Raw genomic sequence first — 11410 nt, 5'->3', positions numbered from 1 at the left:
GCCGCAGGAGCGGCCGCTGTCGGCATCGCGGGCGCCGCCGGCGCGAACGTCGGCGATGGCTCCGGCGAGGACACCACGCGCGCGGCCGATGACGAGGGCGCGGACGCTTTCGGCGAGTCCGACGGGCACGACGACCACGCGGAGCGCGCAGACGACGACTCGGCGGACGCGACGGGGCACGCGGATGAGGTCTCCGCAGACGCGGACGCCGACGCGCAGGAGCACGAGGACGCAATCGAGCACGCGGCCGACGACGAGGACGCAACCGAGCACGCGGCCGACGACGAGAACACAGCGGACTTCGGCGACACCGGCGCACAGGACAGCGACGAAGCCGACAGCGATGCGGCGGAGGAATCTGAGGACGAGGCGGAGGCCGCTTCAGACGCAGCTGCAGAAGCAGCTGCAGACGACGACGGCTTCGCCGGTGAGACCCACACCGACGAAGACGACGCCGCACAGTCACCGGCCATGGCGGAAGAGGTGGACGAAGCCCATCCGGATTCGCGTCCGCTTCCCGGCGCCGACCGACTCGCGCATCTGCTCAACGACGAAGAGGACGCCACCCGCGAGATCCCGACCTTCCCGCTCCTGGGTGCACCAGAGCGCGAAGAGGGCCAGGACGAAGCGGCGTCCGATTCGGACGACGGCAGCAGCCCGTGGTCGGCGGGACCCAGCTTCGCCGATCGCCTCGGCGCGACGGCGGGCGCGGCAGCAACCGACGGCGACGCTCCGGCGTCCGAAGACGAGAACGCATCGCGCCTGTCGGAGGAGGACCTCAGCGATCCGGCATTCGTCGCCCTCGGCGAGACCGAGCCGATCAGCCAGACGGACCTCGGCGACCTGGTGGAAGGCGACGAAGACGCGTCAGCTGACGAGCCGGATGCCGCATCCGATGCGGAGCCGGAGCAGACGACGCACGACGCCGCGGACGGCACCGAGCCGGAGCCCACAACGCAGGAGATCGCGTTCGACTCGTTCGTCGCAGAGTTCGGCGAGGGCGACCAGGAGCAGCAGTAGCCAGACGACGAACCCGAACCAGCGAGTGAGGGTCAGTCGTCGTCGCGGCCGGCGAGGTCGGTCACGTCCGCCGCCTTCTCGACGTCGTCGAGCCGAAGCGCCGCGACCAGGTCGCGTGCGTGCGAGGTCGTCAGCAGCACGCGCTGGAACTCCTGCTCATCGTCGAGGGTGATCACGACGCCGTCGCGCGCCCGCCCGCGCAGCATCACGAAGTCGCGCCCCGAGGTGCGCTGCCAGCTTCCGGCGGCGAGCAGCCCGGCGATGTGCGTCCCCGGGCGTCGCACTCCGCGCAGCCGCGTCCACGGGTCGTCGGTGAGCTGCACGCTCCGGATGGCCGCGCGCGGCACCCGCACGCTCTCCTTGCGCAGCGCCAGCACGCGCTCCGCCCCCGAGAGCTCGATCTCGAGCTGTGCCTGATCCAGCAGCAACCTCACCATTCCTCCATCCTGGCACGCCTTCCCGGGACGGTGCCGTCAGACGGTGGTCGAGTCCCGGAGACGGGCCAGGCAGGTCAAGGCGGTGAGAGACTGGAGCGGTGACTTCGATCGACCAGGGATCGCCGGCCGTCGCGGATGCGCTGCGGAACGCGGACGGGCGCGAACGCCTGACCGTCGACGATGCCGAGGCGCTGCTGCACGCGCGCGGCGCGGAGTTCGAGCGCGTCCTCGCCCTCGCCTCGCGCGCCCGCGACGAGGGTCTCGTCCGGGCGGGGCGCGAGGGCATCATCACCTACTCGCGCAAGGTCTTCATCCCGCTGACGACCCTGTGCCGTGACCGCTGCCACTACTGTGTGTTCGTCGACACGCCTGGACAGCTCGCGAAGAAGCACAAGCCCTCGTACATGTCGCCGCAGCAGGTGCTCTCCGTCGCGCGCCGCGGGGCCGCGATGGGCTGCAAGGAGGCGCTGCTCACCCTCGGCGACCGGCCGGAGGACCGCTGGCCTGAGGCGCGCGCATGGCTCGATGCGCACGGCTACGCATCCACCCTCGACTACGTCGGCGCCATGGCGCGCCTCATCACGGAGGAGACGGGCCTGCTCGCACACCTGAACCCCGGCGTGATGCAGCCGGACGAGCTCGCCGCGCTGCGCCCCGTGGCCCCGTCGATGGGCGTGATGCTCGAGACCACCTCGAAGCACGTCTACGAGACTCCGGGCGAGGTGCACTACGGCTCCCCCGACAAGGACCCGGATGTGCGGCTGAAGCTGATCGATGACGCCGGCAGCGCGAAGATCCCGTTCACGACCGGCATCCTCGTCGGCATCGGCGAGACCGTGCGCGACCGCGCCGAGTCGATGATCGCGCTGCGCGACGCGAGCGAGCGGCACGGGCACATCCAGGAAGTGATCGTGCAGAACTTCCGCGCCAAGCCGCGCACGGCGATGCAAGGCGCACCGGATGCGCAGCTGCTCGAGTACGCGGCTGCCGTCGCCGTGACGCGGCTCGTCTTCGGCCCAGGGATGCGGGTTCAGGTGCCGCCCAATCTGCAGGACAAGGCCGAGTTCGAGCTGCTCGTGCGTGCAGGCGCCGACGACTGGGGCGGCGTCTCCCCGCTCACTGCCGACCACGTCAACCCCGAGCGCCCGTGGCCGCACCTCGATGATCTCGCAACCCGCACCGCCGAGCTGGGCTTCACGCTGCGCGAGCGTCTCACCGCGCATCCGGAGTACGTGCGCGAGGACACCTGGATCGCACCGGAGATGCGCGACCCGCTGCGCGCACTCGCCGAGACAGGCACCCACCTCGCGCGCGAGGGCGTCGACCCGGTCGGCGCGAATCCCGCCCAGCGCCGGTCGGCGCAGAATGTGGGCCGCGACGCCGCGTCCGCTGAACCTGCGAACGGCGAAACCGCCGCGGGCGCCGTACTGGTCTCCAGCGGCTCCACCGGACTCATCGCCGCCGTCATCGATCGCGCGGCCCAGGACCCGGCATCTCTCGACGACGCCGAGTGGGAACGGCTGCTCACGGCGACGGGCGACGATCTCGAGGCCCTCGTCCGCACGGCCGACGATCTGCGCCGCTACACGGTCGGCGAGGCGATCAGCATCGCGAACAATCGAAACATCGCCTCGTCCGCGTTCCGGTCATCCGGATCCGGAGACGCCACGCTGCGCGCGGCGGGGATGCGCGCCGACGGCGAGACGTACGACCTCCCGACCCTCGCCGAGGCCGCGCGCGACGCGTGGGATCTCGGACTCGGCGAGATCTGCGTGCAGGGCCTGGTGGATCCGGATGAACCGGCCACCGCCTACCTCGACATCGCGCGCACGATCGCGCATGCCGCGGACGGCATACACCTGCACGCGTTCCGGCCGCAGGACGTATGCGACCTCGCCGACCGCTCGGGCCTCGGCGTGGAGGGCGCGCTGGCCGCTCTGCGCGATGCCGGCGTCGATTCGATGCCCGGCACGGGCATCAAGATCGCCTCGGAGCGCGTGAGAGAAGCCATCGCCCCGGATGACCTTCCCATCGAGCGCTGGATCGAAACGATCACGGCGGCGCACGAGGCCGGGTTCGGTTCGACATCGGTGATGTTCTACGGCCACGTCGAGACCGCGGCGGAGCGCATCGCGCATCTGCGCTCCCTGATCCGCATCCAGCAGCGCACGAGCGGTTTCACCGAGTTCGTGCCGATCGCGCTGCCTGGACCGTCCGGGGGCGTCGCGCTCGTCGGGGGACGGTCCGCGATCGACGAGCACAGAGCCATGGTCGCCGTCTCGCGACTGATGCTCTCCGAGCACATCAGCCACATCCAGATCCCGTGGACCCGCCACGATGCGGCGACGACCGCCGAGCTGCTCGCCAGCGGAGGCGATGACCTCGGCGGCACGCTGCTCGACGGGCGCGTGCTGCCGGCATCCGGCATCGAGGCGGGCACGGAGCTGCCGCTGAGCGCGGCCCGCCGCATGGCGCAGCGGCTGTTCCGACCGCTGCGCCTGCGCACCACGGCGTACGGCGAGCCGAGCGCCGAGCGGAAGGCTGCAGCCGAGCGCGGGGCGGCCGGTTCCGACAGCGCTGCGGCCCGTGCCGCGTCCGCCCCTCACGCCCCGGCCATGGACGGGGGAACTGCATGAGCATCCCCTCATCCGTGCGCACCGTGATCGTCGGCGCCGGGTTCGCCGGCATCGCCGCCGGGATCGCGCTGAAGCGTGCGGGTGACGACGACTTCGTGATCCTGGAGCGTGCAGACTCCGCCGGCGGAACGTGGCGCGACAACCGCTATCCGGGCGTCGCATGCGACGTGCCTGCGCACCTGTACGCGCTGGAGTCGCACCCGTGGCCCGAGTGGTCGCGCACGTTCGCTCCGGGCGGCGAGATCCGCACGTACCTCGATCACGTGATCGACGACGCCGGCCTGCGCGCGCACATCCGGTTCTCTCATGAGCTCACCGATGCCCGCTGGGACGGCGACGGCTGGGCGATCACCGTCTCAGCACCCGTGGAGATCCGCAGCGAACACCTCGTCATCGCCTGCGGGCGACTCACCGAGCCCCGCGTTCCGCAGCTTCCCGGCGTCGAGACCTTCGACGGACCGGTGTTCCACTCTGCGCGCTGGCCGGACGGATTCGACGTGGCCGGAAAGCGCATCGCCGTCGTCGGCACGGGCGCGAGCGCGATCCAGCTCGCTCCCGCGCTGGCGGGGCTCGGGGCTGCCGTGACGGTGTTCCAGCGCACCCCGGCATGGATCATGCCGCGCGGCGATCGCGAGCACACGCACGCCGAACTCACCGCATGGCGCGGCACTGCCGGTGCGCTCACCGACACGCGCGCGGAGCTGTACGCGGAGGGTGAGGCGCGCTTCGCCTCACGGTCCGGCGACACCGCGGCCGCCGAGGCTGCCAGCCGCTCCGCGCTCGCGCACCTGCACGCGCACGTCGCCGACCCGCATCTGCGCGCCGCGCTCACCCCCGACTACGCGTTCGGGTGCAAGCGCGTACTGCTCAGCGACGAGTTCTACCCGGCGATCGCCGCCGGCATCGTGGGCCTCGAGCCGAGCGCCCTCGCCGCCGTCGACGACGGCGAGCTCGTCGCGGCGAGCGGCAGCCGTCACAGCGCCGACGCGGTCGTGCTCGCGACCGGCTTCCGCGCCACGCGCCAGCCCTACGCGTCGCGGATCACGGGCGAACACGGCAGCACGCTCGACGAGCACTGGTCCGGCGGGTTCACGGCGGTCGCCTCGACCCTGGTGCACGGTTTCCCCAACCTGTCCGTGCTCGGCGGCCCGAACGCCACGCTCGGCCACAATTCGGCCGTGCTGCTGATCGAGGCGCAGGCGGCGCTGATGGCCGAGCTCGTCTCGCGCGACGGAGCCCCGATCCGCGTCTCCGCCGCCGCAGAGAATGAGGCGGTGCGCGAAGTCGACGCCCTCGCCGCCGGCACCCCGTGGCTCACCGGCGGATGCCGCAACTGGTACGTGGACGAGCGCAGCGGCCGCCTCACGCTGATCTGGCCGAGCACCGTCTCCGCGTTCCGCGAGCGGCTCGACCGCGTGCGCACCGCATTCTCCGCCGTTCCTGCCCAATCCGGAACATCCCCCGCATGATGCGCCTGACGACGCGTCGATCCCCCGGCCACTCGTTTCGGGCGGGGTTCGGCGCATTTCGCGTCGGTGAACTCTCGCGCGCCCGGCGCGCCAAGGTGATGCGCACGCACGAGAATCGATAGGTACCGCACTCACGAAGGAGCACAATGACCGTTCCCATCCGCTTCGGATACAAGGCGTCGAGCGAGCAGTTCGGCCCGCGCGAGCTGCTCGACTACGCGGTGCTCGCCGAGGAGGTCGGCTTCGACTCGGTGTTCCTCAGCGACCACCTGCAGCCGTGGATGCACGAGGGCGGCCACGCTCCCGCCGCTCTGCCGTGGCTCGGTTCTGCGGGCGAGCGCACGTCGCGAGTGCTGCTGGGCACATCGGTGCTCACGCCGACGTTCCGCTATCACCCCGGTGTGATCGCGCAGGCGTTCGGCACGCTCGGCGCGATGTATCCGGGCCGAATGATCCTCGGCGTCGGCACGGGCGAGGCTCTCAACGAGGTCACCCTCGGGCTCGACTGGCCGGAGCCGCCTGAGCGCTTCCAGCGGATGAAGGAGGCGATCACTCTGATCCGGAAGCTCTGGGAGTCCGATCGTGTCACCTTCGACGGCACCTACTACTCCGTGAACAACGCGACGATCTACGATCGTCCGTCTCAGCCCGTGCCGATCTACATCGGCGCATCCGGGCCCGCCGCCACCCGTCTGGCCGGTCGGATGGCCGACGGTTGGATCACCACGAGCGGCAAGGCGAGCGAACTGTACACCGATACGCTCATCCCCGCCTTCGAGGACGGACTCGCCAAGGGCTCCCAGACCCGCGACGACGTGGACACCCTGATGGAGGTGAAGGTATCGTTCCGCGCCGACCGCGAGAAGGCGCTCGAGAACACGCGGTTCTGGGCGCCGCTCGCGCTGAGCCCCGAGGAGAAGATGGGCGTGCACGACCCGCAGGAGATGCAGCGCCTCGCGCAGGAGCTCCCGACGGAGCGTGCAGCGAGCCGGTTCATCGTCTCGGACGACGTCGAAGAGCACATCCTTCAGATCGAACGGTACATCGATCTCGGCTTCACGCACCTGGTGTTCCACGACCCTGGCCACGATCAGGAGGCGTTCCTGCGTCTGTACGGCGAGGAAGTTCTGCCGCGCCTTCGCGAGCGCCACAGCGCGTGAGCTCGGCGAGGGCTTCAGATAGCCGGAGCGGGCGGGCGTGGTCGCTGGTCGTTCCGGTGAAGCCCGCCGCTGTGGGCAAGTCCCGGCTCGAGGTGCCAGGTGTCGCGCGAGAGGCGCTGGCGCGCGCCATCGCGCTGGATACGATCGCGGCCGCCGCGGGTGCGAGGCTGGTCGCCGAGGTGATCGTCGTCACCGACGACGTCGGCGTGCGCGACGAGCTGGGGCGCACGCGCCCGTCGACCGCTCACGGCACCGCCCCGCGAGTCGAGGTGGTCGCCGACCCGGCGGGCGGCCTCAACGCCGCGATCGCCACGGGTCTGGCCACAGCGAGCGCCCGGTACAGCGCCGCCATGCTGGGCGATCTGCCCGCTCTGCGCCCCGCCGATCTCGACGAGGCCCTGGAACGTGCGGGCGCCCCTGCCCGTTCGACAGAGATGAACGGCCGAGCGCTCGCCGTCGCAGATGCGGACGGCACGGGAACGACGCTGCTGGCACATGCTCATCCGGAGCTGCTGCGATTCGGTCGCGACTCATACGCCCGCCACCTCGACGCCGGTGCTGTGCCGCTCGACGTGCCTGCGTCGTCGACCCTGCGTCAGGACGTCGACACCGCCGCGCACCTGGCCGCTGCTCACCGACTCGGTCTCGGCCCCCGCACCACCGCCCTGCTCGCCTGAGGGCTGCGGGCTCGGCTGAGCCCTGCATCACACCTTCGGCGGCCCCTGCTTGGCACGTTCGAGCAGCCGTTCCGGAGTGACGGTCGCAGGATCCCACCACGACTCGATCCACCAGGTCGCGCCCGCGTCAGCCGCGGCCCGTGCCTGGTCGGCTGCGACACCAGGGTCGGTGTCGAGCCGCCCCTGGAACACGATGTCGAACGGCCCCCAGCTGCCGTCTCGGTGCGCGTCGACCCATTCGCCGAGAGCTGCGATGTCGGCGGGCGTCGGCTCGGCATCCTCCGGCGAGCTGCCGCCGCGCACCTGCGGCACGATGCCGTCCCAGCGCAGTGCGCGGTCGAGGCTGCGCCGCGGCGGTCGCTCTGCGTCCCACACGCCGACCGGCCACACGGGAATGTGCCCGTTCACAGGCGCCTGCGGGAACTGGAACTCACCGGTGCGCACGAACTCGCCCCGGAACTCGAAGGTGTCAGTGCTCCACGACCGCTCGAGCCATGCGAGGTGCTCGTCGAGCAGTCGCGCCCTCTCGCGCAATGGCTCGCGCTGCTCGGGAACCGACGTGAACGCCCTGTCGATCGGCACTCCGACGCCGACGGGGAGCACGAGGCGCCCGCCCGAGAGGTGATCGACTGTGAGCGCCTGCTGTGCGAATTCCCACGGCCTGCGCCGCGGCACCGCGAACACCATCGCCCCCAGCGTGATGCGCTCGGTGACGGAGGCGATGGAACCCAGCAGGGCGAATGGATCCCACGTGGGGCCCGCATCGAACTCCCCCGCGTCGAGGCTCATGCCATCCCAGGTGAAGAAGCCGTCCCAGCCGCTGTCCTCGCACTCCCGCGCCAGCCGCACCTGCTGCTGCGGGCTGCCGTAGCTTCCGATGAATCCGTATCTCATGCCTGAGACGGTACTACCGGCCTCGGACATTCTTTCCGATTCTGCTCAGATCGACACCGCAGCTGCCGCTTTTGCCGCGGCGGGAAGCGCGTCGGTGATCCTCGCCAGCGCCGCGTCGTCGTGCATGGCTGTGACGAACCACGCCTCGAAGACGCTCGGCGGCAGGTGCACGCCCTGCTCCAGCATCGAGTGGAAGAACGGCGTGAAGCGGAACGCGTCCTGCGCCTTCGCTGCGGCGTACGAACCCGGCTTCGCCTCGGAGAACGCGACACCGAACAGCGATCCCACCCGCGAGACCGCGTGCGCAACGCCTTCCGCGTCGAGTGCGTCGGTCAGTGCTTCCGTCACGACGTCGGCCGCCGCGTCGAGGCGGCGGTAGACCTCGTCCGTTGCGAGCTCGAGGGTCGCGATGCCCGCGGCCACCGACAGCGGGTTCCCCGACAGCGTGCCCGCCTGGTACACCGGACCGGACGGTGCGAGCTGCTCCATCACGGAGCGCTTGCCGCCCAGCGCGGCCAGCGGCATGCCGCCGCCGACGACCTTGCCGAAGGTGAACAGATCCGGTTCGTACGCCTCACCCGACTCGACCTCGCGCCCCCAGTTGCCCGCCGGGTGCACACGGAAGCCGGTCAGCACCTCATCGACGATCAGCAGTGCGCCGGAGGCATGGGCGATGTCGGCGAGGGATGCGTTGAATCCGGCTGGCGGTTCGATCACGCCCATGTTCGCCGGCGCCGCTTCGACGATGATCGCGGCGATGCGGTCGCCGTGCACCGCGAACACGTCACGCACCGCCCCGACGTCGCCGTAGGGCACGACGAGCGTCTGTGCGGCGACGGCATCTGGCACGCCGGCGGTTCCCGGAAGCGCCAAGGTGGCCACGCCGGACCCGGCAGCGGCCAGCAGCCCGTCGGAGTGGCCGTGGTAGTTGCCGTCGAACTTCACCAGCAGGTCGCGCCCTGTCGCACCGCGCGCGAGCCGGATCGCCGTCATCGTCGCCTCGGTGCCCGTCGAGACCAGGCGCACCTCTTCGACAGGGTTCAGTCCGCCGGCGCTCACGCGGGCCGAGATGAGCCCGGCCAGTCGACTCTCGGCCTCCGTCGGCGCCCCGAACGACAGCCCCCGCTCGGCGGCCTGCGTGACGGCGGCCACGACATCCGGATGCGCGTGCCCCAGCAGCGCAGGACCCCACGACGCGATCAGGTCGACGTACTCGCGCCCCGCCGCGTCGGTGACGTACGCACCCTTCGCGCTGGCGAGGAATCGCGGTGTGCCCCCGACCGATCCGTATGCGCGCACGGGGGAGTTCACGCCCCCCGGGATGACCTCACGTGCCTGGGTGAACAGTTCCTCATTGCGATCCGCCATGCCTCCATTGTCCCGGATCCCGGATGGGCGCGCGGCAGACGGCTCGTCAGTACAGCCCCACCGTCTCCCCGTTCTCGTCGATGTCGATCTGCTCGGCGGCCGGCGCGGAGCCCAGGCCTGGCATCGTCTGCATGTCGCCGCAGATGAGGTACACGAAGCCGGCCCCGGCCGACAGGCGCACCTCGCGCACGGGCAGCCGCCAGCCGGTCGGTGCCCCGCGCAGCGACGGGTCGGCCGACAGCGACAGGTGCGTCTTCGCCACGCACACGGGCAGCGACCCGTAGCCGCGGCGCGTGAACTCGTCGAGGTCGCGCCGGGCGCCAGGGCTGATGTCGACGCCGTCGGCACCGTACACCTGAGTCGCAATCGCGGTGATCTTCTCCTCGAGGCTCGCCTGCTCCGGGTAGAGGAACTCGAACCGCGCCGATTCCTGCGTCGCCTGGACCACCAGCTCCGCGAGCTCTGCCGCTCCCTCGCCGCCGTCGGCGACGTGCGTCGACACGGCGCAGGCCGCGCCCTCCTCCGCCGCCACGCGCCGGATCGCGTCATGCTCACTCGCGTGATCCGACGCGAAGGCGTTCACGGCGACGACGACCGGCACACCGTGCCTGCGCACGATGCCGATGTGGTGGCGCAGGTTGTCCGCGCCCTCGCGCACCTCATCCGGGTTCTCCGCGAGCATCTCATCAGGAAGCGGCCGCCCCGCCACGACCCGGTGCCTGCCGGAGTGCGCTTTGAGCGCTCGCACCGTCGTCACCACGACGGCGGCATCCGGCGCCAGCCCCGACACCCGGCACTTGATGTTGAAGAACCGCTCGGCCCCCATATCGGAGGCGAAGCCCGCCTCGGTGACGAGGAACTCGCCGCAGCGCTGACCGATGAGGTCGGCGACCACGGACGAGTTCCCGGTAGCGATGTTCCCGAACGGACCGCAGTGCACGAGCACGGGCGTGTGCTCGATCGTCTGCATCAGGTTCGGCCGCAGCGCCTGCTTCAGCAGCACCGTCATCGCACCGGCGGCCCGGATGTCCTCCGCGGTGACCGGGTCGCCGTCGCGCGTCCAGCCGACGACGATGCGGCCCATCCGCTCGCGCAGATCCGCCAGCGAACGCGACAGCGACAGCGCCGCCATCACCTCCGACGCCGCGGTGATGTCGAACCCGGTCTCGCGCACCGTGCCGTTGCCGCCCAGTCCGACGACGACACGGCGCAGCGGGCGGTCGTCGATGTCGACCGTCCTGCGCCACGTGGTGCGCGCAGGATCGAGCCCGGATGGCGCGCCGCGCATCAGGTGGTTGTCGACCTGCGCGGCGAGCTGATTGTGCGCCGCGGCGACGGCGTGGATATCACCGGTGAGGTGCAGATTGAGCCGCTCCATCGGCACGACCTGACTGCGGCCCGCGCCCGCACCTCCGCCCTTGATGCCCATGGTCGGCCCCAGAGACGGCTGCCGCAGTGCGAGCACGGCGCGGCGTCCGATGTGCTGCAGCCCCTGCCCGAGGCCGACGGTCGTGGTCGTCTTCCCCTCCCCGAGCGGCGTCGGCGTCACGGCGGTGACGAGCACGTACTTCGCCCTCGGCCTGTCCTGCAGCGCGTCGATCGCTGCGAGATCGATCTTGGCGACGCCTGATCCGTACGGCTCGACGAACTCGCCAGGCAGCCCCATCGCCTCGGCGATCTGCTCCATCGGCCGGATCTCGGCCCTCGCGGCGATCTCGAGGCTGTTCAGCCGCCCGCCGCTCATCCGGC

Annotated in this window: 8 protein-coding genes and 1 pseudogene; 5 read left to right on the top strand and 4 right to left on the bottom strand. The window is 71.1% G+C overall.

Annotated features, from left to right (window positions below; all coding sequences use genetic code 11):
* Positions 1-1020 (top strand): annotated as a pseudogene (locus CIK77_RS17795) (hypothetical protein); the annotation flags it as partial.
* Positions 1021-1052: 32 nt separating this feature from the next.
* Here CIK77_RS17795 and CIK77_RS16945 read toward each other — a convergent pair.
* Positions 1053-1457 (bottom strand): hypothetical protein, encoded by a 405-nt coding sequence (locus tag CIK77_RS16945; RefSeq protein ID WP_087055123.1) that lies wholly within the window; start codon positions 1455-1457, stop codon positions 1053-1055.
* Positions 1458-1555: 98 nt separating this feature from the next.
* Between CIK77_RS16945 and cofG the strand changes: the two genes are divergently transcribed.
* The 4 genes from cofG to CIK77_RS16925 all read left to right on the top strand — a co-directional run bounded on the left by cofG (position 1556) and on the right by CIK77_RS16925 (position 7399).
* Positions 1556-4093: a 7,8-didemethyl-8-hydroxy-5-deazariboflavin synthase CofG gene (gene cofG / locus CIK77_RS16940; protein WP_087055124.1), complete on the top strand. Its 2538-nt coding sequence runs from the start codon at positions 1556-1558 to the stop codon at positions 4091-4093.
* Entirely contained in the window at positions 4090-5562 is a 1473-nt protein-coding gene (locus CIK77_RS16935; protein WP_087055125.1) for a flavin-containing monooxygenase, read from the top strand. Before cofG ends, CIK77_RS16935 begins: the two co-directional genes overlap by 4 nt.
* Positions 5563-5708: 146 nt before the next feature.
* The gene (gene fgd / locus CIK77_RS16930; protein WP_087055126.1) at positions 5709-6722 is read left to right on the top strand and encodes a glucose-6-phosphate dehydrogenase (coenzyme-F420); all 1014 of its coding nucleotides are present in this window, start codon (positions 5709-5711) and stop codon (positions 6720-6722) included.
* Positions 6719-7399: a hypothetical protein gene (locus CIK77_RS16925; RefSeq protein WP_087055127.1), complete on the top strand. Its 681-nt coding sequence runs from the start codon at positions 6719-6721 to the stop codon at positions 7397-7399. Before fgd ends, CIK77_RS16925 begins: the two co-directional genes overlap by 4 nt.
* Positions 7400-7426: 27 nt before the next feature.
* On the opposite strand, the gene CIK77_RS16920 is transcribed toward CIK77_RS16925, so the two are convergent.
* Genes CIK77_RS16920 through CIK77_RS16910 form a run of 3 tightly spaced genes read right to left on the bottom strand, consistent with a single transcriptional unit; the run spans position 7427 to position 11405 of the window.
* The gene (locus tag CIK77_RS16920; RefSeq protein ID WP_087055128.1) at positions 7427-8293 is read right to left on the bottom strand and encodes an LLM class flavin-dependent oxidoreductase; all 867 of its coding nucleotides are present in this window, start codon (positions 8291-8293) and stop codon (positions 7427-7429) included.
* Positions 8294-8338: 45 nt separating this feature from the next.
* Positions 8339-9661 carry a glutamate-1-semialdehyde 2,1-aminomutase gene (gene hemL / locus CIK77_RS16915; protein ID WP_087055129.1) on the bottom strand — a complete coding sequence of 441 codons (1323 nt, stop codon included), beginning with the start codon at positions 9659-9661 and terminating at the stop codon, positions 8339-8341.
* A gap of 46 nt (positions 9662-9707) precedes the next feature.
* Positions 9708-11405 (bottom strand): formate--tetrahydrofolate ligase, encoded by a 1698-nt coding sequence (locus CIK77_RS16910; RefSeq protein ID WP_087055130.1) that lies wholly within the window; start codon positions 11403-11405, stop codon positions 9708-9710.
* Positions 11406-11410: the final 5 nt, after the last annotated feature.

Origin of the sequence: Microbacterium sp. JB110 (assembly GCF_003335195.1) — a bacterium.
Taxonomy (GTDB): domain Bacteria; phylum Actinomycetota; class Actinomycetes; order Actinomycetales; family Microbacteriaceae; genus Microbacterium.
The sequence above is the reverse complement of the archived record's forward strand: the minus strand, read 5'-3'. Positions and strand labels throughout refer to the sequence as shown.

Coding starts and splice junctions, on each gene's coding strand:
- CIK77_RS16935 (WP_087055125.1), top strand. CDS start 4,090: ATGAGCATCCCCTCATCCGTGCGCACCGTGATCGTCGGCGCCGGGTTC.
- CIK77_RS16945 (WP_087055123.1), bottom strand. CDS start 1,457: ATGGTGAGGTTGCTGCTGGATCAGGCACAGCTCGAGATCGAGCTCTCG.
- fgd (WP_087055126.1), top strand. CDS start 5,709: ATGACCGTTCCCATCCGCTTCGGATACAAGGCGTCGAGCGAGCAGTTC.
- CIK77_RS16910 (WP_087055130.1), bottom strand. CDS start 11,405: ATGAGCGGCGGGCGGCTGAACAGCCTCGAGATCGCCGCGAGGGCCGAG.
- hemL (WP_087055129.1), bottom strand. CDS start 9,661: ATGGCGGATCGCAATGAGGAACTGTTCACCCAGGCACGTGAGGTCATC.
- CIK77_RS16920 (WP_087055128.1), bottom strand. CDS start 8,293: ATGAGATACGGATTCATCGGAAGCTACGGCAGCCCGCAGCAGCAGGTG.